At 63.2% G+C, this 26,308-nt stretch carries 27 protein-coding genes; 17 read left to right on the forward strand and 10 right to left on the reverse strand.

Going from position 1 to position 26,308, the window contains the following annotated elements:
• The first annotated feature begins 4 nt into the window (after positions 1 to 4).
• From ACE3OO_RS16040 to arsB, 10 genes are all read left to right on the forward strand, one after another.
• Positions 5 to 1,597 carry an FAD-dependent oxidoreductase gene (locus ACE3OO_RS16040; RefSeq protein ID WP_374304442.1) on the forward strand — a complete coding sequence of 531 codons (1,593 nt, stop codon included), beginning with the start codon at positions 5 to 7 and terminating at the stop codon, positions 1,595 to 1,597.
• Between the two features lie 88 nt (positions 1,598 to 1,685).
• Positions 1,686 to 2,627, forward strand: a complete 942-nt coding sequence (fabD, locus tag ACE3OO_RS16045; protein WP_374304443.1) for an ACP S-malonyltransferase — start codon at positions 1,686 to 1,688, stop codon at positions 2,625 to 2,627.
• Between the two features lie 32 nt (positions 2,628 to 2,659).
• The gene (gene fabG, locus ACE3OO_RS16050) at positions 2,660 to 3,400 is read left to right on the forward strand and encodes a 3-oxoacyl-[acyl-carrier-protein] reductase (protein WP_374304444.1); all 741 of its coding nucleotides are present in this window, start codon (positions 2,660 to 2,662) and stop codon (positions 3,398 to 3,400) included.
• A 144-nt stretch (positions 3,401 to 3,544) separates the two neighbouring features.
• Positions 3,545 to 3,784 carry an acyl carrier protein gene (locus ACE3OO_RS16055; RefSeq protein ID WP_374304445.1) on the forward strand — a complete coding sequence of 80 codons (240 nt, stop codon included), beginning with the start codon at positions 3,545 to 3,547 and terminating at the stop codon, positions 3,782 to 3,784.
• A 62-nt stretch (positions 3,785 to 3,846) separates the two neighbouring features.
• A complete protein-coding gene (fabF, locus tag ACE3OO_RS16060; RefSeq protein WP_374304446.1) occupies positions 3,847 to 5,124 on the forward strand; it encodes a beta-ketoacyl-ACP synthase II in 1,278 nt (425 codons plus the stop codon).
• Positions 5,125 to 5,134: 10 nt separating this feature from the next.
• Entirely contained in the window at positions 5,135 to 6,112 is a 978-nt protein-coding gene (gene mltG, locus ACE3OO_RS16065) for an endolytic transglycosylase MltG (RefSeq protein ID WP_374304447.1), read from the forward strand.
• 96 nt (positions 6,113 to 6,208) lie between these two features.
• Positions 6,209 to 6,580 carry an ArsR/SmtB family transcription factor gene (locus ACE3OO_RS16070; RefSeq protein WP_374304448.1) on the forward strand — a complete coding sequence of 124 codons (372 nt, stop codon included), beginning with the start codon at positions 6,209 to 6,211 and terminating at the stop codon, positions 6,578 to 6,580.
• Complete coding sequence (locus tag ACE3OO_RS16075) at positions 6,549 to 7,013, forward strand: ArsI/CadI family heavy metal resistance metalloenzyme (RefSeq protein WP_374304449.1); 465 nt, start codon at positions 6,549 to 6,551, stop codon at positions 7,011 to 7,013. Before ACE3OO_RS16070 ends, ACE3OO_RS16075 begins: the two co-directional genes overlap by 32 nt.
• Positions 7,014 to 7,024: 11 nt before the next feature.
• Positions 7,025 to 7,534 carry an arsenate reductase ArsC gene (locus ACE3OO_RS16080; protein WP_374304450.1) on the forward strand — a complete coding sequence of 170 codons (510 nt, stop codon included), beginning with the start codon at positions 7,025 to 7,027 and terminating at the stop codon, positions 7,532 to 7,534.
• 51 nt (positions 7,535 to 7,585) lie between these two features.
• On the forward strand, positions 7,586 to 8,611 hold the full coding sequence (arsB, locus tag ACE3OO_RS16085; RefSeq protein WP_374304451.1) for an ACR3 family arsenite efflux transporter: 1,026 nt from the start codon (positions 7,586 to 7,588) through the stop codon (positions 8,609 to 8,611).
• A 3-nt stretch (positions 8,612 to 8,614) separates the two neighbouring features.
• Here arsB and ACE3OO_RS16090 read toward each other — a convergent pair whose 3' ends face one another.
• On the reverse strand, positions 8,615 to 9,382 hold the full coding sequence (locus ACE3OO_RS16090; RefSeq protein ID WP_374304452.1) for an SDR family NAD(P)-dependent oxidoreductase: 768 nt from the start codon (positions 9,380 to 9,382) through the stop codon (positions 8,615 to 8,617).
• A gap of 68 nt (positions 9,383 to 9,450) precedes the next feature.
• Between ACE3OO_RS16090 and ACE3OO_RS16095 the strand changes: the two genes are divergently transcribed.
• A complete protein-coding gene (locus ACE3OO_RS16095) occupies positions 9,451 to 10,347 on the forward strand; it encodes a YicC/YloC family endoribonuclease (RefSeq protein ID WP_374304453.1) in 897 nt (298 codons plus the stop codon).
• A gap of 7 nt (positions 10,348 to 10,354) precedes the next feature.
• Entirely contained in the window at positions 10,355 to 11,005 is a 651-nt protein-coding gene (gmk, locus tag ACE3OO_RS16100) for a guanylate kinase (RefSeq protein ID WP_374304454.1), read from the forward strand.
• Positions 11,006 to 11,013: 8 nt separating this feature from the next.
• Here the strand turns inward: gmk and rsmA are convergent, their stop codons facing one another.
• From rsmA to lptF, 6 genes are read right to left on the reverse strand one after another with little or no spacing between them, the layout of a single operon-like run.
• A complete protein-coding gene (gene rsmA / locus ACE3OO_RS16105; RefSeq protein ID WP_374304455.1) occupies positions 11,014 to 11,841 on the reverse strand; it encodes a 16S rRNA (adenine(1518)-N(6)/adenine(1519)-N(6))-dimethyltransferase RsmA in 828 nt (275 codons plus the stop codon).
• Positions 11,834 to 12,808, reverse strand: coding sequence for a 4-hydroxythreonine-4-phosphate dehydrogenase PdxA (pdxA, locus tag ACE3OO_RS16110; RefSeq protein ID WP_374304456.1), 975 nt, complete (start codon positions 12,806 to 12,808; stop codon positions 11,834 to 11,836). Before pdxA ends, rsmA begins: the two co-directional genes overlap by 8 nt.
• Before the next feature lie 34 nt (positions 12,809 to 12,842).
• A complete protein-coding gene (locus ACE3OO_RS16115; protein WP_374304457.1) occupies positions 12,843 to 14,090 on the reverse strand; it encodes a peptidylprolyl isomerase in 1,248 nt (415 codons plus the stop codon).
• Positions 14,091 to 14,097: 7 nt separating this feature from the next.
• A complete protein-coding gene (locus ACE3OO_RS16120) occupies positions 14,098 to 16,233 on the reverse strand; it encodes an LPS-assembly protein LptD (protein WP_374304458.1) in 2,136 nt (711 codons plus the stop codon).
• Positions 16,230 to 17,324, reverse strand: coding sequence for an LPS export ABC transporter permease LptG (gene lptG, locus ACE3OO_RS16125; RefSeq protein ID WP_374304459.1), 1,095 nt, complete (start codon positions 17,322 to 17,324; stop codon positions 16,230 to 16,232). The genes ACE3OO_RS16120 and lptG overlap by 4 nt, the downstream gene beginning before the upstream one ends.
• Positions 17,324 to 18,430: an LPS export ABC transporter permease LptF gene (gene lptF, locus ACE3OO_RS16130; protein WP_374304460.1), complete on the reverse strand. Its 1,107-nt coding sequence runs from the start codon at positions 18,428 to 18,430 to the stop codon at positions 17,324 to 17,326. The genes lptG and lptF overlap by 1 nt, the downstream gene beginning before the upstream one ends.
• Positions 18,431 to 18,604: 174 nt before the next feature.
• Here lptF and ACE3OO_RS16135 point away from each other — a divergent pair, with 174 nt between their 5' ends.
• The gene (locus tag ACE3OO_RS16135) at positions 18,605 to 20,107 is read left to right on the forward strand and encodes a leucyl aminopeptidase (protein ID WP_374304461.1); all 1,503 of its coding nucleotides are present in this window, start codon (positions 18,605 to 18,607) and stop codon (positions 20,105 to 20,107) included.
• A 10-nt stretch (positions 20,108 to 20,117) separates the two neighbouring features.
• Positions 20,118 to 20,573, forward strand: coding sequence for a DNA polymerase III subunit chi (locus tag ACE3OO_RS16140; protein ID WP_374304462.1), 456 nt, complete (start codon positions 20,118 to 20,120; stop codon positions 20,571 to 20,573).
• A 165-nt stretch (positions 20,574 to 20,738) separates the two neighbouring features.
• Here ACE3OO_RS16140 and ACE3OO_RS16145 read toward each other — a convergent pair whose 3' ends face one another.
• On the reverse strand, positions 20,739 to 22,661 hold the full coding sequence (locus tag ACE3OO_RS16145) for an ABC-F family ATP-binding cassette domain-containing protein (RefSeq protein ID WP_374304463.1): 1,923 nt from the start codon (positions 22,659 to 22,661) through the stop codon (positions 20,739 to 20,741).
• A 133-nt stretch (positions 22,662 to 22,794) separates the two neighbouring features.
• Between ACE3OO_RS16145 and ndk the strand changes: the two genes are divergently transcribed.
• From ndk to ACE3OO_RS16160, 3 genes are all read left to right on the forward strand, one after another.
• Positions 22,795 to 23,217, forward strand: coding sequence for a nucleoside-diphosphate kinase (gene ndk, locus ACE3OO_RS16150; RefSeq protein ID WP_374304464.1), 423 nt, complete (start codon positions 22,795 to 22,797; stop codon positions 23,215 to 23,217).
• A gap of 504 nt (positions 23,218 to 23,721) precedes the next feature.
• Positions 23,722 to 24,702: a peptidoglycan-binding protein gene (locus ACE3OO_RS16155; protein ID WP_374304465.1), complete on the forward strand. Its 981-nt coding sequence runs from the start codon at positions 23,722 to 23,724 to the stop codon at positions 24,700 to 24,702.
• The gene (locus tag ACE3OO_RS16160) at positions 24,699 to 25,046 is read left to right on the forward strand and encodes a hypothetical protein (RefSeq protein WP_374304466.1); all 348 of its coding nucleotides are present in this window, start codon (positions 24,699 to 24,701) and stop codon (positions 25,044 to 25,046) included. Before ACE3OO_RS16155 ends, ACE3OO_RS16160 begins: the two co-directional genes overlap by 4 nt.
• Before the next feature lie 78 nt (positions 25,047 to 25,124).
• Here ACE3OO_RS16160 and ACE3OO_RS16165 read toward each other — a convergent pair whose 3' ends face one another.
• On the reverse strand, positions 25,125 to 25,490 hold the full coding sequence (locus ACE3OO_RS16165; RefSeq protein WP_374304467.1) for a hypothetical protein: 366 nt from the start codon (positions 25,488 to 25,490) through the stop codon (positions 25,125 to 25,127).
• 203 nt (positions 25,491 to 25,693) lie between these two features.
• On the reverse strand, positions 25,694 to 26,302 hold the full coding sequence (purN, locus tag ACE3OO_RS16170) for a phosphoribosylglycinamide formyltransferase (RefSeq protein ID WP_374304468.1): 609 nt from the start codon (positions 26,300 to 26,302) through the stop codon (positions 25,694 to 25,696).
• Positions 26,303 to 26,308: the final 6 nt, after the last annotated feature.

Genomic DNA, 26,308 nt, shown 5'->3' on the forward strand with positions numbered 1-26,308 from the left:
ACGGATGGCGTCGTTTACCTATCCGCAATTCGGCTACCGGCCGCCCCAGACACCGCCCGGCGGCACCGAACGCTGCCGCGTTGCCATCGTGGGCGGCGGCCCGGTGGGGCTGAGCGCCGCGCTCGACCTGGCGGCCCATGGCATCGGCTGCATCCTGCTGGACGAGGAAGACAGCGTCTCGGTTGGCAGCCGCGCGATCTGCTACGCCAAACGCACGCTGGAAATCTGGGATCGCCTCGGCGTGGGCCAGCGCATGCTCGACAAGGGCGTGACCTGGCAGATCGGCAAGGTGTTCCACGGCCCGCACCAGCGCTACAGCTTCGATCTGCTGCCCGAGAGCGGCCACAAGTTTCCCGCCTTCATCAACCTGCAGCAATATTACGCCGAGCTTTATCTGGTGGAGGCGGCGCGTGAACAGCCGCTGATCGATCTGCGCTGGAAACACCGCGTCGCCGACGCCGTGCCTGGCAACGATGGCGTGCGGCTCAGCGTGGAGACGCCCGATGGCGATTATACGCTGGTGGCAGATTACGTGCTGGCCGCCGATGGTGCGCGGTCAACGATGCGGCGCAAGCTGGGCCTCGATTTCCGCGGCCAGGTTTTCGAGGACCGCTTCCTGATCGCCGACGTACACATGAAGGCCGATTTCCCGTCCGAGCGCTGGTTCTGGTTCGATCCGCCCTTCCATGCCGGCGGTTCAGCGCTGCTGCACAAGCAGCCGGATGACGTGTGGCGCATCGACCTGCAGCTTGGCTGGCAGGCCGATCCGGAAGCCGAACGCCAGCCCGAGCGTGTGATGCCGCGCCTGAAGGCCATGCTGGGCAACGACGTGCCATTCGAGCTCGACTGGGTCAGCGTCTACACCTTCCAGTGCCGTCGCCTCGATCGTTTCCGTCATGGCCGCGTGATCTTCATCGGCGATGCCGCGCATCAGGTGTCGCCCTTCGGTGCGCGCGGTGCCAATTCCGGCGTGCAGGATGCCGACAATCTGGTGTGGAAGCTGGCGCATGTGTTGAATGGCGAGGCCCCAGATGCCTTGCTGGATACCTATGACAGCGAACGGGTTGCGGCCGCCGACGAGAATATCCTCAACTCCACACGCAGCACCGATTTCATCGTGCCGAAATCCGCCACGGCGAAAGCATTGCGCGATGCCGTGCTGGATCTCGCGGCCGATCACGCCTTCGCCCGCCGGCTGGTGAATTCCGGCCGCCTGTCGCTGCCGACCACGTATCGCGACACGCCGCTCTCCACGCCCGACCGCGATATCTTTGCGGCCGGGCCCGTCCCTGGCGCACCGGCCGTGGATGCCCCGCTGGATGATGCTGGCGAGGCATGGCTGCTGCGCCGCTGTGCCGGCGGCGGCTTCACCCTGCTGGTATTCGGCGAGGCGACCGCGTCCCTGCCGCAGGACCTGCGGGGCCGGGTGAACGTGGTCACCCTGCCGGCCGAAGGCATTGCCGCGCAGCGCTATGCGGCAAAGCCCGGCACGGCCTATCTGCTGCGGCCGGACCAGCATGTGGCGGCGCGCTGGGTGCAGCCGACAAGCGCAGATATTTCAATGGCTTATCGGAAGGCTCTGACCCTGGCGGCCTGACCCCGACGCTTGACAGGGCGAGGCCGGCGCTTATGACTGGCGCGGCAATTTTCGCCGCTTGCCGGCATTCGCTATCGGGAGTCACAGAATGAGCCGTGCGTTCCTCTTTCCGGGCCAGGGCAGCCAGGCCGTGGGCATGGGCAAGGATCTGGCCGAGGCCTTCGCCACCGCCCGCCACCTGTTCCAGGAAGTCGACGACGCGCTGTCGCAGAAGCTCTCCACCCTGATGTTCGAGGGCCCGGAAGCCGATCTGACGCTGACCGAGAATGCCCAGCCGGCGCTGATGGCCGTGAGCCTGGCGGTGGTGCGTGTCGCCGAAAAGGATTTCGGCGTCGACCTCGCCGCCAAGGGCGCCTTTGCGGCAGGCCATTCGCTGGGCGAGTATTCCGCGCTATGCGCCATGGGCGCGTTGTCGGTTGCCGATACGGCCCGCCTGCTCAAGCTGCGCGGCCAGTCGATGCAGAAGGCCGTGCCGGTGGGTGAGGGGGCCATGGCTGCCCTGCTGGGGGCCGAGCTTGATCTCGCCGAGCAGATCGTGGCGGAGGCGCAGCAGGGCGAAGTCGTCGGCTGCGCCAATGACAACGGCGGCGGTCAGGTGGTGATCTCGGGCAAGAAAAGCGCCGTCGAGCGTGCCATCGAGGTGGCCAAGGCCAAGGGCGTGAAACGCGCCATGCTGCTGCCGGTCAGCGCGCCGTTCCATTGCGCCATGATGCAGCCGGCCGCCGATGCGATGGCGGAAGCCCTGAGCAAGGTGACGCTGAATGTGCCGAAGCTGCCGATCGTTTCGAACGTGACGGCGAAGGGCGAATCGAACCCGGAAGATATCAAGAAACTGCTGGTGCAGCAGGTGACCGGTCTGGTGCGCTGGCGCGAAGGCGTGCAGTGGCTGAAATCCCAGGGCGTGGCACAGGTGGTCGAGCTGGGCTCGGGCAAGGTGCTGGCCGGGCTGGTGAAGCGCATCGACAAGGAAATCGAACCGCTCAGCGTTGGCTTGCCGGCCGAGTTGGAAGCCTGGGCCAAGAGCCTCTGATACAGATACATTCCTTTGAGGAGACCGAAGCGATGTTCGACCTGACTGGCAAATTCGCCCTCGTCACCGGCGCCACCGGCGGCATTGGCGGCGCCATCGCCGCAGCCCTGCATGCCCAGGGCGCCACCGTCGGCCTTTCGGGCACGCGTGAAGCCGTGTTGCAGGAGGTTGCCGCCAAGCTGGGCAGCCGTGCGCATGTGCTGCCCTGCAATCTGGGCGATGCCGATGCGGTGAACGGTCTGATCGGCCAGGCCGAGGCCGCCATGGGCCAGGTGGATATCCTAGTCAACAATGCCGGCATCACCCGCGACGGGCTGGCCATGCGCATGAAGGACGAGGACTGGCAAACCGTGCTGGATGTCAATCTGACGGCCGCCTTCCGTCTGGCCCGGGCCAGCCTGAAGGGCATGATGAAACGCCGCTGGGGCCGCATCATCAGCATCACCTCGGTGGTGGGTGCGACCGGCAATCCGGGCCAGTTGAACTACGCCGCCGCCAAGGCCGGCCTGACCGGGATGACCAAGTCCCTGGCCCAGGAAGTCGCCTCGCGCAACATCACGGCGAACTGCGTCGCCCCCGGTTTCATCCAGACCGCGATGACCGATGTGCTGACCGATCAGCAGAAGGAAATGATTTCCCAGAAGATTCCGGCCGGCCGACTCGGCCAGAGCCCGGAAATCGCCGCCGCGGTGGTTTATCTGGCCTCGGAGGAAGCCGCCTACGTGACCGGACAGACCTTGCATGTTAACGGCGGCATGGCCATGATTTCCTAAGGAAATCCGGCACCGAATCAGCCTTTCCCACCGTTGGGGAACAGCTTGGAAGCGCGGGGTTTCTATGCTAAGGGAGGCCCCCATCTGCCGGCTGCTGCCGCTTCAGGCGCGGTGCAGGCAGCCACAACCACAAGGATTTAGGAAATGAGCGACATTGCTGAGCGCGTGAAGAAGATCGTCGTCGAGCACCTGGGCGTCGAGGAAGAGAAGGTCACCGAGAACGCGAGCTTCATCGACGATCTGGGCGCTGACAGCTTGGACACGGTTGAGCTGGTGATGGCGTTCGAAGAAGAGTTCGGCGTTGAGATCCCCGACGATGCCGCCGAGAAGATCCTGACCGTCAAGGACGCGATCGACTTCATCAAGGAGCGTTCGGCGTCGTAAGCCCTGGCTGACGCCGCCGCCGCGTTCCGTATTTCCGTTCATTCGTCTCGAAAGGTTCAGCCATGCGTCGTGTCGTCGTTACCGGCCTCGGCCTGGTCACGCCGCTCGCTTGCGGCGTGGAAGCGACTTGGACCCGGTTGATCAACGGTGAATCTGGCCTCGGCAAGATCACCCGTTTCGACGCCTCCGAAATGCCGGCGCGTATCGCCGGGCAGGTGCCGTTGAAAGCGGATTTTCCGGATCGTGCCGATGCTTTCGATCCCGACGAATGGATGGAAGCCAAGGAACGCAAGCGCGTTGACGATTTCATCGTCTTCGGCATGGCGGCGGCGAAGCAGGCCGTGAAGGATTCCGGCTGGGTGCCAGCCGATGAGGAGCAGCGCTGCCGTACCGGCGTGCTGATCGGCTCCGGCATCGGCGGCCTCAACGGCATCGAAGAGGCGGCGATCACGCTGAAGGAAAAAGGCCATCGCCGCATCAGTCCGTTCTTTGTGCCCGGCCGATTGATCAATCTGGTTTCCGGTCATGTCTCGATCGAATACGGCTTCAAGGGCCCTAACCACGCGGTGGTGACGGCCTGCTCGACCGGCGCCCATGCCATTGGTGACGCGGCTCGCCTGATCATGTGGGACGATGCCGACGTGATGGTGGCCGGCGGGGCCGAAGCCACCATCGGTCCGCTCGGTGTGGCTGGCTTCTGTGCTGCCCGCGCGCTGTCGACCGGTTTCAATGACAATCCGACTGCCGGCTCGCGCCCCTGGGACAAAGGCCGTGACGGCTTTGTGATGGGTGAGGGTGCTGGCGTGGTGGTGCTTGAGGAACTCGAGCATGCCAAGCGCCGTGGCGCCAAGATTTACGCCGAAGTGGTGGGTTATGGCCTGTCGGGCGATGCCTATCACATCACCGCCCCGCATGAGAGCGGCGATGGCGCCTTCCGCTGCATGCAGATGGCGCTGAAGCGTGCCGGCATGCAGCCGTCCGATATCGATTACGTCAACGCGCATGGCACCTCGACGCCGCTGGGCGATGAGATCGAGCTGGGCGCGGTGAAGCGGCTGTTCGGCAATGCCATGGGCAGCCTGTCGATGTCGTCCACCAAGTCGTCGATTGGCCATCTGCTCGGCGCTGCCGGCGCGGTGGAAGCGATCTTCTCGACCCTGGCGATCAAGACCGGCATTGTGCCGCCGACGCTGAACCTGGACGATCCCAGCGATGTGGCCGTCGGCCTCGATCTGGTGCCGCATAAGGCCAAGCAGCGCGAGGTGCGCGCGGCGCTGTCGAACTCCTTCGGGTTCGGCGGCACCAACGCCTCGCTCGTGCTGAAGCGCTACGAAGCCTAAAACACAACCGATGAAGCGGCTGACGCGTGCGCTGCTGGCGATCCTGCTGGCGGCGGCGCTGGTCGGCGCCGGCGGTTATGTCTGGTTCCAGTCCTGGCTGGAGGCCCCGGGCCCGGCGCGGCAGGATACCGTTGTTCTCATCCCGCGTGGCAGCAGCGTGTCGGGCATTGCCCAGCGGCTGGTCGACGCGGGCGTGGTAGACCATGCCCGGCTGCTGCAACTGGCCGTGTGGCAGGGCGGCCTGGCCGCCGCGCTGAAGGCCGGCGAATATCAGTTTGGCCCGGGCGACAGCCCGCGCGCCGTGCTGGAACGGATTGCGGCCGGCCGCGTGCTGGTTCGTCGCCTGACCATCCCCGAAGGCCAGACCAGCGCCGAAATCCGGCGGCTGGTAGAGGCGGCCGAGGCCATGACCGGCGCCTGGCCGGCTGAGGCGCCCCCGGAGGGCAGTCTGCTGCCCGAGACCTACCATTACGTCCATGGTGACAGCCGCCCCGAACTGGTGGCGCGCATGCGCAAGGCGCGGGATGAATTGCTGGCCGAGCTATGGGGCAAGCGGGCATCGGGTCTGCCGCTGGCCGACCCGGGCCAGGCGGTGATCCTGGCCTCCATTGTCGAGGCAGAAACCCCGCTCGCGGCCGAGCGGCCTCGCGTGGCCGGCGTCTACCTGAACCGGCTGAAACGCGGCATGCGGCTGCAGGCCGACCCCACGGTGGCCTATGGCATCACCCGTGGCGAGAAGGAGCTGGACCGGCCGCTCAGCCGCGACGATCTCGCCCGGGCAAGCCCCTGGAACACCTATACCAGCGACGGCCTGCCGCCCACACCGATCAACCATCCCGGTCGGGCCAGCCTGGCCGCGGCGCTGCAGCCGGAAAGCCACGATTTCCTGTTTTTCGTGGCCGACGGGAAAGGTGGGCATCTGTTCGCCCAGACCTATGAGCAGCATCTGCGCAACGTGGCCGCCTATCGCGCCAGCCAGCGGCGCTGAGCCGCTTTTCCAATAGTACGATTTTCTTCAAAATATCATTGACTCGCGTGGGCCGTACTTTATGTTTCGATATTATTCGTAATATCGGAGTGTGGCATGGAAACCAAACCCGCGATTGCCGCCCTTGGCGCGCTGGCCCATGAAAACCGGCTGGCGGCCTATCGCCTGCTGGTACAGCAGGGGCCGGACGGCCTGCCGGCCGGGATGCTGGCCGAGCGGCTCGGCATTGTGCCGTCCTCGCTCACCTTCCATCTGCAGCAATTGCTGCATGCCGGCCTGATCACCCAGCGCCGTGTCGGGCGGCAGCTGTTCTATGCCGCCGATTTCACGGCAATGAACGACCTTGTCGCCTTCCTCACCGAAAACTGCTGCGGCGGCAGCACGACCTGCGCGCCGGTCTGCCAGCCATCCGTTCCCTCTGCCACGGAGCCATCCGATGAAGCGCCTGCACGTCAACGTCGCGGTTGAAAATCTCGATGAGTCGATCCGGTTCTATTCGGCCTTGTTCGCTGCCGAACCGACGGTGCGCAAACCCGATTACGCCAAATGGATGCTGGAAGACCCGCGGGTGAATTTCGCCATCGCGGCGCGCGGCACCAAGGTCGGCATCGATCACCTGGGAATCCAGGTGGAGGACAAAGCCGAATTGCACGAAGTCTATGCCCGCCTCAAGCAGGCCGACGCGCCGGTGCTGGAGCAGGGGCGCGTCACCTGCTGCTATGCCGAATCCGAGAAAAGCTGGATCAGCGACCCCCAGGGTATCGCCTGGGAAACATTTCTGACGCATGGCGAGAGTACGGTGTATGGCGGCGCCACCGCTGTTGAGAAAGCCGAAGGTGCCTGCTGTGCCACGCGTCCGGCCAAGCCTGCCGTAAAAGCTCCGGCATCCTGCTGCGCCTGAAGGAGAGAACGATGTCCGACCGTGTTTATAACGTGCTGTTCCTGTGCACCGGCAATTCGGCCCGCAGCATTCTGGCCGAAGCGATCATGAACGAGATGGGTGCGGGCCGTTTTCGGGGCTTCAGCGCGGGCAGCATGCCGAAAGGCCAGCCGCATCCCATGGCCCTCGACCTGCTGCGGAAATCCGGTCATCCGATTGATGCCCTGCGCTCGAAATCCTGGGATGAATTCGCCACGCCGGATGCGCCGAAGATGGATTTCGTGTTCACCGTCTGCGACAACGCCGCCAACGAGGTCTGTCCGATCTGGCCGGGCCAGCCAATGACGGCCCATTGGGGCCTGCCTGATCCGGCTGCCGTCGAAGGCAGCGAGGCGGAACAACGTCTGGCCTTCGCCGATACCTATCGCATGCTGCGCAACCGCATCGGCATCTTCGCCAGCCTGCCGATCAAGGCACTGGACGAGATGGCGCTGCAGAAGCGGGTGGACGATATCGGCCGTTCGATGGCCGAGGCATCGTAAGCCGTCATGTCCGTGGTCTCTGAAACGGCGGCATCTGCGACAAAGCCCGCCATGACCACCTTTGAGCGGTATCTCACGCTCTGGGTGGCCCTGTGCATCGTGGTCGGGATCGCCATCGGTCATTGGCTGCCCGGCCCCGTGCAGGTCATCGGTGCCATGGAGGTCGCGCAGGTCAACCTGCCGGTGGCCGTGCTGATCTGGCTGATGATCATTCCGATGTTGCTGAAGATCGATTTCGCAGCACTTGGCCAGGTGAAAGAGCATTGGCGTGGCATCGGCGTCACGCTGTTCATCAACTGGGCGGTGAAGCCGTTTTCCATGGCCCTGTTGGGCTGGCTGTTCATCGGCTGGCTGTTTCGGCCCTGGCTGCCGGCCGAGCAGATCGAATCCTATATTGCGGGCCTGATCCTGCTGGCAGCCGCACCTTGCACGGCGATGGTGTTCGTGTGGAGCAGCCTCACGCGCGGCGAGCCGCATTTTACCTTAAGCCAGGTGGCATTGAACGATGCGATCATGGTGGTGGCCTTCGCGCCGATTGTCGGGCTGCTGCTTGGCCTGTCATCCATCGTGGTGCCATGGCAGACCCTGCTGCTGTCGGTGTTGCTTTATATCGTCGTGCCGGTGGTGCTGGCGCAGATCTGGCGTGGCAGGATCATGAGCAAGGGCGGCGAGCTGGCATTGCAGGTCGTGCTGCGTCGCCTGGGGCCGCTGTCGCTGGTCGCGCTGCTGACCACGCTGGTATTGCTATTCGCATTCCAGGGTGGGCAGATCCTGGCCCAGCCGCTGGTGATCGCCTTGCTGGCGGTGCCGATCCTGATCCAGGTCTATTTCAATTCCGGCCTGGCCTACTGGCTGAATCGCCGCTTCGGCGTGGCCCATTGCGTGGCCGGTCCTTCAGCTTTGATCGGCGCCAGCAATTTCTTCGAACTGGCCGTGGCTGCCGCGATCAGCCTGTTCGGTTTCCAGTCCGGCGCGGCACTGGCCACGGTGGTTGGCGTGCTGATCGAGGTGCCGGTCATGCTGTCGGTCGTGCATATCGTGAATGCCAGCAAGGACTGGTATGAACGGGGAGCCTGATCGCTAGTCCTTTCCGGGTGCGCGGCGCAGCAGCCAGTCCAGCAGCGGATAAGGCAGCAGGCCCAGCAGGCGCATGATCGCCAGCATCGGCCAGGGGAAGGCAATACGGCCGCGATTGCGCGCCAGGCCGTCACGGATGATGCGGGCGGCTTTGTTCGTTTCCATCAGGAAGGGCATCGGGAACCTGTTGCGTGCCGTCATGCGCGACACCACGAAACCCGGGCAGACGGCCGAAACGCGGATGCCCTCCGGTGCCAGCCGGCCACGCAGTTCCTCGGCATAGGCGCGGGCGAAATGCTTGGATGAGGAATAGGGCACCGCGCCCGGCATGGCGAGGAAACCCGCCAGCGAGGCGACGATGGCGATCTGGCCCGCGCGCTGGCGCACCATGATCGGAATGGCCGGGTTCACCGTGTTGAGCACGCCGTCGATGTTGACGCTGGTAATGCCGCGCACATAGGCGTCGAAGTCATCCCAGCTTTTGAAGCCACCCGACACGCCGGCATTGGCAATCACCAGATCCAGCCGCGCGGCGGCGGCGACTCCGACGATGAACCTGTGCATCTCGGCCATATCGGTGACCGGAACGGTTTCGGCGATCACCGTGGCACCGCGTGCCCGGCAGCGCTCCGCGATCTCCTCCAGGCGACCGGCATCGCGGCCGGTCAGTGCCAGCAATGTGCCGGGCCCAGCATAAAGCTCGGCCAGGGCAGCGCCGATTCCGCTGGATGCGCCGGTGATGACGATTCCGGAAAGCGGTGTTTCGTCCATGGCTTAGCCTCGACCCCCTGATGATTTCGCATTATAGTGCCGGACAGCGTAGCACCTCCGGGGGAATCGTGTCGCTCATCAGCATGACCGGTTTCGCGCGCGTCGATGGACGTGCCGCGGGCAAAAGCTGGATATGGGAATTGAAGTCGGTGAATGGCCGCGGCCTCGAACTGCGGTTCCGTCTGCCGCCGGGTTTCGACAGCCTGGAAGCCGAATTGCGCGGTTTGGCCCAGGCGAAACTGGTGCGTGGCAATGTCACGCTCAATCTGCAATTCACCGAAACCGCCGATGCCCCGCCGCCGGCCTATCGTCTGAACGAAGCACTGCTGGATCAGCTGCTGGCGCTGGGCGCGAAACTGGAATCACGCGGCATCGGTGCGCCGCGGCTGGATGGCCTGCTGGCCGTGCGCGGCGTGGTCGAACCGGTCGGCAGCACCGAAACCGAAGACACCCGCACCGAGCTGGAGAAGGCGATCCGCGAAAGCTTCGGCCATGCGCTGGATCGTCTGGTGCAGAGCAGGGCCGTCGAGGGCGGCAAGCTGGCCGGTGTGCTGGGTGGACTGCTGGACGAGGTTGCCAGCCTGACCGGCCGGGCCGCCGAGGTCGAAGCCGTACGGCCTGAGGCCCTGCGGCGGCGCCTGCGCCAGCAGCTGGACGACCTGCTCGCCCAGCAGCCGCCGGTGAGCGAGGACCGGCTGGCCCAGGAACTGGCCTTGCAGATCACGCGGCTGGACATCCGCGAGGAACTGGACCGGCTGAAGGCCCATATCGAGACGACGCGTGGCCTGATCAAGGCCGGCGACGGGCGCGGCGTTGGCCGCAAACTCGATTTCCTGGCCCAGGAATTCAATCGCGAAGCCAATACGCTGTGCTCAAAGGCCTTCGATGCCGGCCTGACGGCCATCGGCCTCGATCTCAAGCTGGTGATCGACCGGCTGCGCGAGCAGGCCCAGAATGTCGAATGATGCGCCCATGACCGATGCTGCCGCTTCCATCACCATTGCCCGCCGCGGCCTAATGCTGGTGCTGTCGTCGCCATCGGGTGCTGGCAAGACGACGATCTCGCGTCGTTTGCTGGAATCCGACCCGGAACTGCATCTGTCCGTTTCCGTCACCACCCGCACGCGGCGGCCGGGCGAGGTGGATGGCGTGCATTACCATTTCATCGACACCGAGCGCTTCGGGCTGATGGTCAACCGTCAGGAGCTGCTCGAGCATGCCAAGGTGTTCGACTACTACTACGGCACGCCGAAGGAGCAGGTCGAAAAACGTCTCGCCTCCGGGCAGGATATCCTGTTCGATATCGACTGGCAGGGCACGCAGCAACTGCGCCAGCGCGCCCGTGATGATCTGGTCAGTGTGTTCATCCTGCCGCCTTCCACCAAGGATCTCGAGAAACGGCTGCATACCCGGGCGCAGGATTCGGCCGAGGTGGTCGCCAAGCGCATGTCCAAGGCGGCCGACGAGATGAGCCACTGGGCTGAATACGACTATGTCGTGATCAACGAGGATGTCGAACGCTGCCTGGCCCAGGTTCATTCCATCCTGCGGGCCGAACGGCTGAAGCGCCACCGTGGCGTCGGGTTGGTTGATTTCGTCAAGCAGCTTCGCGAAGGCCGCTGATCGCGCCATTACAGCAGGCGGGCGAGCGCGCAGAATTCCTCGATCGACAGTGTTTCCGCCCGTCGCGTCGGATCGATCCCGGCGCTTTGCAGCCTTGCATCGGCATCGGCCCATAACGGTTTCAGCGCTGCTCGCAGCATCTTGCGGCGCTGATTGAAGGCCGCAGCCGTCACACGCTCTAGTTTGTGAAGATCGGCTTCGGCCAGCGGTCGGACGCGCGGTTGCAGTTCAACCAGGGTCGACGTCACTTTGGGTGGCGGCACAAAGGCCTTGGGGCCGATATCGAACAGCATGCGCACGCTGCAGCGCCATTGTGCCGCCACGCTGAGCCGGCCATAGGTTTTACCGCCCGGTTTCGCGGCCAGCCGTTCCGCCACTTCCTTCTGCACCAGCACGGTGATGCGGGAAAACTGCTCGGCGTGGGCTACCCAGTTGAGGATCAGCGGCGTGGCGATGTTGTAGGGCAGGTTGGCGACCACCTGCCAGGGTGGCGGCGCTAAAGTGGCAAACTCGGTTTCCAGCGCATCGCCGGGATGCACGATCAATCGTCCGCCGGCCGCCGCCATCAGCGGCTGCAGCGCGGCGATGCAACGCTCGTCGCGTTCGACCGCAATCACACGGGGCGCGCCTTCCAGCAGCAGCGCGCGTGTCAGGCCGCCGGGGCCGGGGCCGATTTCGATCACCGTGTCCGCCGCCCAGGGCATGGCTGCTCGGGCGATCTTGCGGGTAAGATTGAGGTCGAGCAGGAAGTTCTGCCCCAGCGCTTTGCGTGCGGCCAGATCGTGCTGCGCAATCACTTCGCGCAGTGGCGGCAATGCCTCGATCGGATCAGACATGATGGCGATGCGCAGCCATGGCACCGGCCAGGCGCAGAGCGGCTATCAGGCTGTCGGGTCTGGCGATCCCCTTGCCAGCGATGTCGAAGGCCGTTCCATGATCTGGGGATGTGCGGATGATCGGCAGGCCCAGCGTCACATTCACGCCGCGGTCGAAATCCAGTGTCTTGATCGGGATCAGCGCCTGGTCGTGGTACATGCAGATCGCAACGTCGTAGCTGGCGCGGGCCTCGGCATGGAACATCGTGTCGGATGGCAGCGGGCCGCGCGCGTCGATGCCTTCCGCGCGCAGCCGTTCCACGGCTGGGGCGACGATCAAGGCATCCTCATCGCCCATGCTTCCGGCTTCGCCGGCATGGGGATTAAGGCCGGCTATGGCCAGGCGGGGATTGGCAATGCCGAACTTATCGCGCAGGTCGGTTGCGGTGATGCGCGCGGTTTCGACGATCAGATCGGACGTGAGTTGGTCAATCGCCTGTTGCAGCGAGACATGAATGGTGACCGGCACGACACGCAATCGCTCTGATGCCAGCATCATCACCGGTCGCGGTGTTTCGCATAAGGCGGCCAGGAATTCGGTGTGTCCCGGATGGGTGAAGCCGGCATCGTAGAGCGCCGCCTTATGGATCGGATTGGTTACGATGGCGCCGACTTCACCTTTGCGGCAGAGTGCGGTGGCCAGCTCAATCGCGTGCAGAACGGCGGGCGCATTGCGGCGATCCGGAACGCCTGGCTGAACGGTTGCGGGCAGCGGCGCCGGCAGCACCGGCAGGGCATCCGGGAAAACCTCCGGCGCCATCGCCGGCTCGTCGACAGGCTGCAGGGGGATGTCCCAACCATGCAGGTCGCAGATGGTTTTCAGGCGCGCAGGATCATCGATCAGAACAAAGGGCGGCAGGTTCTGGTCGTGGCGCTGACGCCAGGATTGCAGGGCGATTTCCCCTCCGATCCCGGCGGGTTCTCCCATGGTCAGGGCAAGAGGCCGGCGGCGGATGCCCGGATCAGCGGAATTCGATCGTGGCATCGCGCCGCAATTCGCGGATGTAACGCTGGGCCAGCAATTCGGCACGCCGCACCATAATATTCTGGCGCACCTGGTTGCGATTGATACCGCTGGCTTCTTCCTTGGCGCAGAGCGTGAAAACATGGATCGCGCGCTGCGTGGCCACGGGCTGCGAACTCTCATTCACATTCAGGGGTTCAACGGCACGACGGAAGGCTTCCGGCATGTCGCCTAGACGCAGGGTGCCCAGGCTGCCGGCGCCCTGCAACTGGGCCTGTTCGGCGGCGGCTTCGACGTCTTCGCAACTACGAATGGCGTTGCGGGCCTGTTGGGCTTTCGCGACGGCGGCCTGGATGTCGGCATTGCTGGCATTCTGTGGCAGAGGCACCAGCACCTGCTTCAGCGTGACCTTGCTATCTTCCGCGCCGGGCAGGGCGATGCGCTGGCGATCGCGCAGCAGGATGATCTGATAACCGCCCACGGTGCGGATCGGTTCCGAGACATCGCCCTTGTTCATTTTTGCGACAACATTTTCCACTTCATCAGGCAGGGTGCCACGCTGCACCCAACCGACCTCGCCGCCATTCGCAGCGGTTGTGCCGCGGCTGAACTGCCGAGCCAGTGCCTGGAACGGAGCGCCGTTGCGGATCTGCTCGATGATCCGCAGGGCAGTCTGGCGCTGAGGCTCTTCCTGATCAGGATTGTCGACCGGCACCAGAATCTCGGAAATCAGGTCTTCGGTCTGGCCGGCATTGCTTTTCAGTTTGGCGATGGCTTCGTCGATTTCCTGCTCGGTGATGGTGGTTGTCGCATTCAGACGGGCGCGGACCATGCGAGACCAGGTCAGCTCGGTGCGGATCTGATTGATAATGGCAGACGGATCGATCCCGGAGCGTTCGGCAAATTCCTCGAACCGGCCGGCAGGGATATTCATCTGCCGCTCCACCATGGCGATGGCGCTATCGACTTCCTGCTGGTTGACCGTCAGGCCGCGACGCTTGGCTTCCTGCATCTGCAGGCGCTCATCGACCAGGGAGCGCAAGGCCTGATCCCGTACGGCGCGGCGGATTTCCGGGGTATCCGACAGGCGCGTGGTGGCCATGATGATACGGGCGCGTTCATTGATATCGCGCAATGAAATCACCTCGTCATTCACCAAGGCCACAATGCGTTGCAGATCCTGGGCCTGCGCGACCGCGCCGCCGAGGCCGGCGATGATGAGGATGAGGGCGATCAGGCGAAACATGGGCAGCTCAATTGAAAGTCGCGATCCGGAAGCGGACGCCGATGGTGGTTGTCGGTTGAATGTCCCGGTTCACGGTGAAGGTTCGTTCGGCAAACAGAATGATGTCGAAACACTCGTCAGTATAGCGCAGGCCGCCGAAGTTGAGCAAAGAACCGCCATTATCGCCCAAATCGCGGGTATGGCGAACCTCGGCAGCCCAGAATTTGGTGAGCTGGGCGCGCAAGGTACCGGAAATTGCTTCGCGTTCGCCGGTGTCTTCCACGAAGTCGGTATCGGCCAATTTGGCATAAGATACCGAGAAATAATTGGTATTGGTTCCCAGCGTGGTACCGATCTCGTGGCGCTGGACGGTCAACTGGCTGTTCTGGGCCAGGCGAACCCGGTCCACGATGCTGATGTAACGGCCCGGCGACACGGTCAGGCGGGCAACGTAATCGGACAGGCTGTCGGACAGGCCAGAGCCGGCCGTGAAGGTATCATCGGATTTGGCGCGCAGTGACTGGCCGGCCAGCAATTCCGCATATCCGCCTGTATTGCCATATATGGCGGTGCGGAAGCCGTAATTGAGTTTGGGGCCGCCATCCCATCGGTCATAACCGGGAAAACGATTGAGGCTGAACAGATTGGTTTCATCGAACTCGAAGCTGAGCGAGTCCTCATTCGGAATGGTGCTGGGATTGCCGCCATAAGGCGACACAACAGCCATGACGATCGGTTCAACCAACTGCCGCATATACTGAGAATCGCGCACCAGCGGATAACGCCAATCGAGAGCCACGGCGGGAATGACGCGGCCGGTTACTTCGCTGCCATCACTTTTCGTGGTGCTGGCAAGCGATTCATTCACGCTGTTGGCCCAGTAGCCATCGGCGCGCAGCATGGCTGTTGCCGTGAAAACCTCGCCGCTGGGGGCGTAATACGGCTGGGCCCAGGAGACGGTGGATGACAGCCGTCTGGTGTCTGTCCCGGTGTTGCGCTGCAGAGACGCCATATTTGCATCGAAGGCCCAGCGGCCACCATAATCGCCAGGTTCGAATACGGCCGAATAATCCATGATCGGTGCCACGAATGGAACGCTTCCGTTCCGCACGTCCGAGCGCAGGTTCTGGAATGAAAATGCGTTCACAGACGCAAAATGGCGATTGTTGATCGCTTCGGCATAGACCCTGCTGGTCAGGGTGTTGCTGACGGGGCGGTTCTCAATGCTGTAACGGTTCAGGTAGGTATCATCCGAGGCGCGCAGGATGTTGGCGCCCATGGTAATGTCGTCATTGGCACGGAATGCCATGTTGGTGCGGAAATGCCCGCGCACATCACCGGTATCCTCTTCATCGGTGATGCTGCCATCGAACTCCATTTCACCAGTGGCCATGCGACGGCGGTATTCACCCGTCAGATGCCCACCCTGTTTGGTGGAATATTGCGGGGTGAGGGTCAGATCGCTTTGTTCGTCGATGGCATAATAGTATGGCAGCCGGACCCGATGCCCGAAGAAGTCGTTGTTGATGTAGCTGGGCGGCAGAATGCCGCTGCGGCGGTTGACCGTGGGGTCGGGGTGGCTGAAATACGGCGTGTAAAGTATCGGAATGCCGAACATCTCGAAGATAGCATCCCGGTAGATGATCTCCTGGGCCGCTTCATTATGTTCGACCCGCTCGCCCTTGAGCTGCCACAGCGGCGCGCGGCTGCGATCCTGTTCGCACAGGCTGCAGGTCGTATACACGGCTTTGCGCAGGATGGTGCGGTTGCCGTCCCGGCGTTCGGCCGATACCGCTGCGCCACGCGAATTGTCTGACAGCAGCATGGCCGCATCGCGGATGAAGCCATTCTTCATGCCCGCGAATAACTCCATGTAGTCGGCGAACAGGACCGTGCCATTCGCTTCCATGAGCGTTACATTGCCGCTGGCGGTGACCTTGTCGTCCTTCTCGCTGTAACTGACATTATCGGCCAGCAGGGTACGGGCGCCCTGCACCAGTTCAACCTTTCCTTCGGCGGTAACGATGCCAAGGGACTGGTCGTATTTCAGGGTGTCGGCGGTCACCAGAACGGGCGGATCACTCTGCGCGCGAGCAGACGCTGCCGCGGCGAGCAGCAACCCGATCAGAATGGCATAGGATAGGCGGCCATGCTTCGCGGTCATCCATCCTCCAGATGGAAAAGCAGGGAAATGCCAAGCATGACGAAAACGGCAGTTGGCGCCCAGGCGGCAAGCAGAACAGGCAGAGTGCCATTCAGGCCGAAGGGCTGCATCAGTTCCACGCTCAAATAGAGCAGGAAGCCTGCGCCAACGCCGCCGGCCAGCATGATGCCGATGCCGCCGCGCCGAGTCAGGCGCAGGCTGAAGCTGGCAGCAATCAGCAGCATCGCGCAAAGCAGAATCGGCGAGGCGAGCAGGCTGTAGTAATACAGGCGATGCTTCACGGCCGAGAAGCCTGCGTTTTCCAGAGTCGTGATAAAGCCCGGCAATTCCCAGAACGAAACCGTATTGGGCGAGGCAAAGCTTTCCTGGATGCGATCGAATGTCAGTGTGGTGGGAACCCGAAGCTGCGCATGGCGTTCTGCCGGTTTATCCGGATAGCTGATGATCGCATTTTCCAGCAGCCAGGTGCCATCCTGCAGAAGGGCGGCGGATGCGTCGATCCGTTTTACAAAAACATCCTTGCCTTCGTAATAGAACAGGATCGCATCGCGTAATTCGATGCCTTGCTGAGCAACACGCAGGGCATGCACCACGATCTGGCCCGAGGCATCCGCTTCGCGCAGCCACAACCCACCCGAAGATACGGCCAGCATGCTGCTGCGGCCACGCATGACCTTGGCTTCAATCGCCTCGTAGCGGGCCAGCATGGCGGCGCTGAGGGGATTGTAGACTGTGACCAGAAATGCGCCGAGCAACAGCGCCAAGGTGACGCCGGGGAGCAGGAACTGCCAAACCGATATACCGGCAGCGCGGCTGACGGTGAGTTCTTGCGAACGGGTCAGGCGGCTGAGCGCCAGCATGCTGCCGAACAGCACCGCAAAGGGAAACAGCTTGGTCATCAGCGTCGGCAGCTTGAGCAGCGACAATTGCAGGACCAGATCGAGCGAGGCATCGGCCCTGCCACTCGCACGGCGCAGCAATTCGACGGTATCGAAACTGTAAGCCAGCACAGCGAGCACAACCAGCACGGTTAATATCCCGAACAGGAATTGCCGGCCGAAATAGAGCGAAAGAGTGAGAGAAGACCGCATCAGGCCGTTCGCAATCTGGGCTGCGTGGCCGGTTCTCGCAGCATCAGTATCGCGCCGATGAGGAAAACGAGCGGGGTGGCATAGAGCAACGGAATGAGAATGATCGATTTGGTTGCCAGGTGAGCAACACCGAGGCTGAGAATTTGCAGTGCAATCGCTACGACGCCGCCCGCGATCAATCTCTGGCCCTGGCCGCGCCGGTTGAATTCGCCTCCGATCACGCTGGCAATCGCGATCAGGATCAGCGCGGGCGCATAAAGCGGGGTGACCAGCCGGCGATGTCCCTCGACGATCAGCTTGTTATAGTTGTTGACGTCATCTGCATCCTGCAGATTCGGCCAGAACAATTCGTGCAGGAAGCGTTCCGATGGTTCGCGCCAGGCTTGCCCTTCTTTTTGGGAATAGCTGTTCAGGTCCAGGCTGTAATTATCGAAATACAGCAGGGAAAGAGATTTACGCTCCGGGTCGATCTGCTGGCGGTTGCCGTTCACCATGTAGAGGCGCGGCCCTTGCGGGGTGCGGAGCAGGGTTGCCTTTTCAGCCATCATGGTGATCGGCTGCGCGCCATTGCGGATATCGTGCACCAGCACACCAAGCATGTCGCCGTTACTGTCGCGTTCGCGGATATAGACGGTCAGTTTGTCGTTTGGCGTATTGAACACGCCTTCCAGCAGAACCATGCCGGCAAGGTCATTGCGGAATTCATACTGCGTGGCGCGCAGGGTGCGGGAGCCCAGCGGCATCAGGTAGAGGGTGATCGCATACATGATCGCCATGATGGCGAGGGCGATGAATACCGCAGGGCGGGCCAGGGCGAGCCGGCTGAATCCGGTGGAGGACAGCACCACGACTTCGGAATCGCTGGCCAGCCGGTGGAAGGCGTAGAGCGTGGCGCAGAAGGCCGCGATCGGCAGGATGATGGCGATGATGCTGGGCAGCACCAACAGGGTCAGATAGAGGAAATCCAGGAAGGCCAGGTTGTTGTTGACGATCCGGTCGATGAAGCGAAGCGCCTGGGTCAGCCAGATCACCCCGGTCAGGGTGAGGGTGGCAAACGCCAATGGCCAGGCAATCTGGCGCATGATGTAAAAGGTGACCCCGCGCATGGCCGGCAGTATACCGATTCCGCCCCCGGTCGCCACCACCGCGAAACGAAAAGAAGGACTTGGTCCATAACGAAGAATCGGCGATTCGGCGGGGCGGCGCCAATTGATCCGCCGCGGCACCGGCCGCTATAGTGCCGGGTCGGTTTACCTGCCTTTCAGACGGATCGGAGCGCCATGAAAATCGAGATTGTCGAAGCCAAATCCCCCAAGCGCGGCAGCCTGGTCATCGTCGTGGGCGAGGGCGGGCATCTGGGCAGTTTCGGTCTGGCCGCCGACAAGCAGCTGGGTGGTGCGCTCACCCGGGCCATGAAGGCCGCGCCGCGGTTTTCCGGCGCCAAGGGCCAGTGGCTGGAGGTGGTGTCTCCCGGTGGCGGCCTGTCGCGGGTGCTGCTGGCCGGCCTGGGCAAGGCCCCGGACGTCAAGGCCGCCGCCTATGAGGCCATCGGCGGCGAGGCCGTGCGCCGGCTGGCCGCGACGGGTGAAACCGATCTGGCGATAGCCGCCGAAGTGCTGAAGGCCACCGTCCTGCCGGCCGCCGAAGCGGCGGCGCGGGCGGCCCTGGGCGCCCGGCTGGGCGGCTACCGTTTCGACAAATACCGCACCAGGATGAAGGATCGGGAGAAGCCCTCCCTCAAGGTTGTATCGGTGCTCAGCACCGCCGTCCCGGCCGCCAAGAAACTCTATCTGCCGCTCGACAAACTGGCCGATGGCGTGACGCTGACCCGCAATCTGGTTACCGAACCGGCCAATGTGATCTATCCGGCCAGCCTGGCCGCCGAATGCCGCAAGCTGGCCCGCCTGGGCGTCAAGGTCGAGGTGCTGGGCGAGCGTGAGATGAAGAAGTTGGGCATGGGTGCGCTGCTGGGCGTGGGGCAGGGTTCGGACCGCGAATCGCAGCTGGTCGTCATGCAGTGGAATGGCGGCAAGAAGGGCGCCAAGCCGGTCTCTTTCGTGGGCAAGGGCGTGTGTTTCGACACCGGCGGTATTTCGCTGAAGCCGGCCCTGGGCATGGAAGAGATGAAATGGGACATGGGCGGCGCCGGCGCGGTGATCGGCGCCATGGCCGCCATCGCCGGACGCAAGGCGAAGGCCAACGTCGTCGGCGTGGTGGCGCTGGTGGAAAACATGCCCTCGGGCAAGGCCCAGCGGCCGGGCGACATTGTCACGTCCATGTCGGGGCAGACGATCGAGGTGCAGAATACCGACGCGGAAGGCCGCCTGATCCTGTGCGATGCCATGTGGTACACCCAGCAGCGCTTCAAGCCGCAGCTGATGGTCGATCTCGCCACACTGACCGGCGCGATCATCATCTCGCTCGGCCATGAGCATGCCGGCCTGTTCTCGAACAACGACAGACTTTCCGAGCAGCTCACCGCTGCCGGTAAGGCCGAGGACGAGCTGGTCTGGCGCCTGCCGCTGATGGAGGCCTACGACGAGGGTCTGAAATCGCCCATCGCCGACATGCAGAACATCGCGGGGCCCGGCTTCGGCGCCGGTTCGATCGTCGCTGCGCAGTTCCTGCAGCGCTTCGTGGTCGACAAGACCCCCTGGGCGCATCTCGACATCGCCGGCACCGCCTGGAGCAAGAAGGACAAGCCGACCGTGCCCAAGGGCGCCACCGGCTTTGGCGTGCGCGTGCTGAACCGCCTGGTGGCGGATTACTACGAAGACAAGTAATCCAAGCCAGATGGCCGAGCTGCTATTCTACCATCTGACCCGGCGGCGCCTCGAACAGGTGCTGCCGGAGCTGCTGGAGAAAACGCTGCAGCGCGGCTGGAAAGCCGTGGTGAAGGGCGGCTCGGAGGAGCGCATCCAGCAGCTCAACGGCGACCTGTGGACCTATGGCCGGGCCAGCTTCCTGCCCCATGGCGTGAAGGCCGACGGCTTTGCCGACAAGCAGCCGGTCTATCTGACCACCGAGGACGAGCGCCCCAACAACGCCGACGTGCTGTTCCTGGTCGACGGCGCCGATGCCGAAAACGTCTCGGCCTATACCCGCGTCTGCGACCTGTTCGACGGCAACGACGAGGATGCCGTGCAGGCCGCGCGACAGCGCTGGAAACGCGCGAAAGACGCCGGCCACACGCTGGCCTACTGGCAGCAGAGCGAGACCGGCGGCTGGGTCAAGAAGGCCGAGGGCTAGGCAGGAAAGACGTGGATCCTCGGGTCATGCCCGAGGATGACGTTCATTATTATCAACTCTCACTACCACATTCGTCATGCTCGGGCTTGGCCCGAGCATCCACGAGTTTCTTTTAAAACAACGCGTGGATGCCACGGCCAAGCCGTGGCATGACGGATAAAAACGTTACGCCGCCTCGCCCTGCGCTTCTTCCAGTTTGGCCTGCGCCTCGAGCCAGGCCTCTTCCGCCGCTTCCAGCTTCTTCACCACCTCGCCATGCTGCTTCTGCAGCTCGGTCTGCTTGGCCGGCGGCATCTTGGTGTAGGTGTCGGGGTCGGCCAGCGTGGCGTCCAGCCGCATCTTTTCGGCGTTGAGCTTGGCCATCGCCTTTTCCGCGTTCTGCACGGCGATGCGTAAGGGTGCCAAAGCCTGGCGCGCTGCCGCCGCGGCCTTGCGGTCGGCCTTGCGGTCAGCGGCGCTGTCTTCCGCCTTGCCGCCGCCTTTCAGCTTCACGGTGGCGGCCGCCCGGCGCTTGTCGGCTAGGTATTTGGCGTAATCGTCGAGGTCGCCGTCGAAATCCTTCACGCCGCCATCGGCCACCAGCCAGAAGCGGTCGGCGCAGGCCTCGGCCATGTGGCGATCATGGCTAACGAGAATGACGGCGCCCTTGTATTCGTTCACGGCCTGCACGAGGGCATCGCGCGTATCCATGTCGAGATGGTTGGTCGGCTCGTCGAGGATCAAGAGATGCGGCGCGTGATGCGTGACCATGGCAAACAGCAGCCGCGCGCGTTCGCCGCCCGAGAGTTTGCCCGCCACCGTCTGTGCCTTTTCGCGCGTCAGGCCGAAGCTGCCCAACCGGGTGCGCAGCTGCTCGATGGTGGCGGTCTTCATCAGGTCCTGCAGATGCTCGACCGGCGTGCGGTTCTCGTCCAGCACGTCGTCCTGGTCCTGGGCGAAATAGCCGATGCGCAGCTTGCCCGAGCGCTGCAGCTTGCCAGCCTGTGGCTTGAGCGTGCCGGCCAGGATTTTCGCCAGCGTGGACTTGCCGTTGCCGTTGGCCCCCAGCATGGCGATGCGGTCTTCCATGTCGATGCGCAGGTCGATGTTGCGCAAAACCGGCTTGTCGGGCGTGTAGCCGGCGGTGAGGTGATCCAGCACGATCAGCGGCGGCGGCAGTTCTTCCGGGTCGGGCAGACGGAAGATCACAGACGGGTCTTCCACGGCGGCCGCAATCGGCTGCATCTTGGCCAGCATCTTCAGGCGGCTCTGGGCCTGGCGCGCCTTGGAGGCGGAGGCGCGGAAACGCGCGACGAATTCCTCCATATGTTTGCGCTGCTCGGCCTGGCGCTGGGCGAAGGCCGTCTGCTGTTCCATGCGCAGGCGGCGTTCGGTCTCAAACGTGTCGTAATTGCCGCGATAGAGCACCAGCTTGGTGTTGTCGATATGCAGGATATGCTCGATGGCGGAATTGAGGAAATGCCGGTCGTGGCTGATCAGCAGGAACGTGCGCGGATAGGTCTTCAGGTAACCTTCCAGCCACAGCGAGGCTTCGAGATCGAGATGGTTGGTCGGCTCGTCGAGCAGCAGCAGATCGGGCTCGGCAAACAAGCAGCCGGCCAAGGCCACGCGCATGCGCCAGCCGCCCGAGAAGGAACTGAGCGGCCGGTTCTGCATCGCCTCGTCGAAGCCAAGGCCCGCCAGGATCACGGCGGCGCGGGCCGGCGCGCTATGGGCGTCGATCTCGGCCAGGCGCATGTGGACGGCGGCGATGCGCTCGGCATCCTCCATGCTGGAGGAGTCTTCCAGCGCCTCGGCCTCGATCAGCAGGGCCTCGCGCTCGGTATCGGCGGCCAGCACATACTGGATCGGCGTCTGCTCGCCGTCGGGCGGTTCCTGCGGCAGCTTGGCGATCTTGCAGTCGTTGGGCAGCTCGACGCCGCCGGTTTCGGTCTGCAGCTCGCCGCAGATGATCTTGAACAGCGTCGATTTGCCGGTGCCGTTGCGGCCGACCAGGCCCACCTTGTGCCCGGCCGGGATGGTGGCTGACACATGGTCGAGCAGCACACGGCCGGCAATCCGGTAGGTCAGGTCGCGAAAAGAAAGCATTTCTAATGACTTACTGTGCGGGCCGGGGCAGGGTGGCCGAGGGTTTGCGGGCATCGGGACAGTTGCGGGGCCCGGGCGGAGCCTCTATATACCCGCCACCGAATTTTAGCCAAGACCCAAAGGATCTTTGACCATGGCGCTCGAACGCACCTTTTCGATCATCAAGCCGGACGCGACCCGCCGCAACCTGACCGGCGCGATCAATGCCAAGATTGAGGCCGCCGGCCTGCGCATCGTGGCGCAGAAGCGCATCTGGATGAGCCAGAAGCAGGCCGAGACCTTCTACGGCGTGCATGCCGCGCGCCCCTTCTTCAAGGACCTGGTCAGCTTCATGATCTCGGGCCCCGTTGTCGTGCAGGTGCTGGAAGGCGAGAACGCCATCGCCAAGTACCGCGACGTGATGGGCGCCACCAACCCGGCCAATGCGGCACCGGGCACCATCCGTAAGGAATTCGCCGAGAGCATCGAAGCCAACTCGGTGCATGGCTCGGACGCGCCGGAAACGGCCGCCGTGGAAATCGCCTACTTCTTCTCGGGCACCGAAATCGTCGGCTGACATAAACATTTCAGTCTCCGGACTGAGCGAGGGCCCGGCCGCAATGCCGGGCCTTTTGTTTTGCGGCCCATATCAATCGTCATGCCCGTGAAAGCGGGCCTTCAAAAAACGCGTGGATGCCCGGAACAAGTCCGGGCATGACGGGGAGGGATAACCCCAAGTATCGTCATGGCCGGGCCCAGGAAACGTTTCTTGGTCGGCCATCCACGTCCTAATCGCTTCGTTTGACTTCGTTCGTGTTCGTTTGTGATCGTTACGCTTCGTTTGTGTTCGTTTGGGCTATCACCGCGTATCGCCGCTTATCGCGGCCTATCGGCATCCATCGCCGCTTAAAAACACTTGTCGCGCGCCATCGCCGTCCACCGCCAGAAAGCCGCGCATATCTGAGTATTCACGATGTCAGGCCCGCAAAAAGGCCATCTTGACCAATGAGAACATATAGAGTACATTGTGGCCGTATATTCGTCAAATTCTTTTTCCCAAAGTCATACTCCGGAGCGCGCCATGAGCCTTCTGCCATTGCCAGACAATGACCTCGATAACGACCCGTTCGATTTTGCCGGTTCCGTCGGCCGCAATGCCGACAACAACCGCGACGATGTGATCAAGGCTCAGATGCTTCTGGCTTCGGCGGGCGAATTCGACCTGCCGGCGCCGGGCATGCCAACGGGATGGCCTGGCGAGGGCCTGACGCGGGCCATTCGCAATGTGCAGAAAGCCAGCGGCCTGCCGGTCGACGGCCTGATGCTGCCGTTGCAGAACGGCGCAGTCGGCGCGAATGGCGAAGGCGAGACGCTGTCTGCCCTGAAGGATCTGCTCGACGGCCGCGTGCGAGAGCAGGCGATTCCGACGGTGCAGCAGGTGGACAGGTTCTACGACCGCTACGCCCAGGCCTCACCCGATGGCGTCGAATCCGTGGCGACGGATGCCGGAAAGGCCACCCCAGCGCGGCCCACGCTCAACAAATCCGCCGACCGCATCCGCAGTATCCTGAACGATGAACCGGCCAGATTCGATATCGCCGACAATCCCGATGAGGATGGCAGCGCGCCGCTATGGCGAAGTCACGAAAAAGGCGTAAAGGCCGTGCGTGATTACGGGCATATCGTCGAGCGTGAAGCGAAACGCCTGGGCGTTGATCCTGATTTGGTCAAGGCGATTTTGTATTACGAGAATGCCGATGGTCACAAACTTATATTGAATGACCTCGGAGACTGGCTGGGAGCCAGCGATACGGTCATGCCGATGAACATCAATCCGAAGATATGGGGCAAACTCGGAATTCCCACCCGGGAGGATGCCCGCAATCCTGAGCGCAACATTCAGGCGGCAACGCTGCTGCTGAAACGGATTGTCGACCGGCTGGACGATCCGACGCCCGCCAAGGTCGGCGCGATCTGGAACGGGATCGGCCATGAAAAGGTCAATCACCGCGGCGCCCGAATGGGCCGTATCTATCAGGAACGCAGCTGGGAGAAACCATGAGCCTGAAAATCAATCGAAAACCCTGGCGGTGGGTTGGCATTTCCAGTCTCGCCTGCGCTCTTGTGGCGGGGCTGCTCTGGCAGGCGTTTCTGCTCTATCTGATCATCGCGGCGCAGGACAACATCGAGGATGTCTGTACCGTGACGGAAGTGGGGCAGGGCCTGCTGCCCTATGGCGATGAAGGCGGTTGCGATCCGCGCTGGCTGGTCTGGGGATTGTTTTTCCTGATTTATGCCGGCATGGGCGGATTGCCGGTTGCCGCTATTGGCACGGTATTGGTGCTGGCGATGATGTTGTGGCGCCGGATTATGCCGCAGGCGAAGAGCGGCGGTGCCGAAAATTGAAAACGTGGATGCCCGGGCCAAGCCCGAGCAGGACAATTATATTTTAATGTCATGGCCGGGCTTGATCCGGCTATTCACTTAGCAGCCGTTTACACCACCCATGGTCACTCCGGTGCGGCGCTGCACCGTCACTGGCGGGAAGGTTTCGCTGCGACCATCGATGGTCAGTACAGGCATCGTGACAATGGCTATGTCGCCGGAGAAGTTCGGAACGATGAAGGGACTAAAATCTGGCGTGACTGGAATGTCGAAACGCTGGTTGGGTGGCCAGGTCACCATAACAGTACCGGAGAGTTGTACAGTCTTCTCGCGTACGCTGTTGGCCTTGGCAAAATCGACCCGAGCATGCCAGCGCTGGGTTGAGTCCGGCAAATGCGCTGCCGCACGCTCGCCAGCGCGATGAAGCGCAGAGAGGTCGTCTTCCACACGGAAATGCAGATGCATGCCGCCACTGGACAGCAGCAATGGGTAAAAGGTCAGGAGTGCCCATTCGACATTCGCCTAATTGAACTGCAGCTTGTAGCCGTCTCCACCGCAAACATAGCTCTGCCGGCCACCGGGCGCGCTGGACGAAAAGTAGGTCTCAGTTGCCGGCCAGCACCCGCCAAGCGATAGGGATAAGAGAATGATGGCGACTGTTTTTCGCATCACGTCACTCGCACCCTTTGCCCCTCAATCACCAGCTTACCTTCGGCCAGCAGTTTCAGCGCCTGCGGATAGAGCGCGTGTTCCTGCTCCAGCACCGCCGCCGCCACGCTCTGCGGCGTGGCATCCGGCGGCACCGGCACGGTGGCCTGCAAAATGATCGGGCCTTCGTCCATTTCCGGGCTGACGAAATGTACAGTACAGCCGGTGACGCGCACGCCGCTGGCCACCACACGTTCATGCACCTGCGTGCCCTTGAAGGCCGGCAGCAGCGAGGGATGGATGTTGATCATGCGGCCATACCAGGCCTGCACGAAGTCGGGCGTCAGCAGTCGCATGAAGCCGGCGAGGCAGATCAGCTCGATGCCTTGCGATTGCAGCAGGGCATGCATCTCGGCGTCAAAGGCCGCGCGCTCCTTGCCCCTGCTTTCGATCACCGCCGTTTCGATGCCGGCCGCTTTGGCGATGTCCAGCCCTTCGGCATCGGCCTTGTTGGAAAGTACCAGGGCGATGCGGGCGGGGTAATCAGCGGCCTGCGCAGCTTCGATCAGGGCGCGCAGGTTGCTGCCGCGCCCGGAGATCAGCACGGCGACAGGTTTACGCGCCGGCATCTCAGA

This window comes from Ferrovibrio sp. (assembly GCF_041906005.1).
In the GTDB taxonomy this organism is placed as follows: domain Bacteria; phylum Pseudomonadota; class Alphaproteobacteria; order Ferrovibrionales; family Ferrovibrionaceae; genus Ferrovibrio.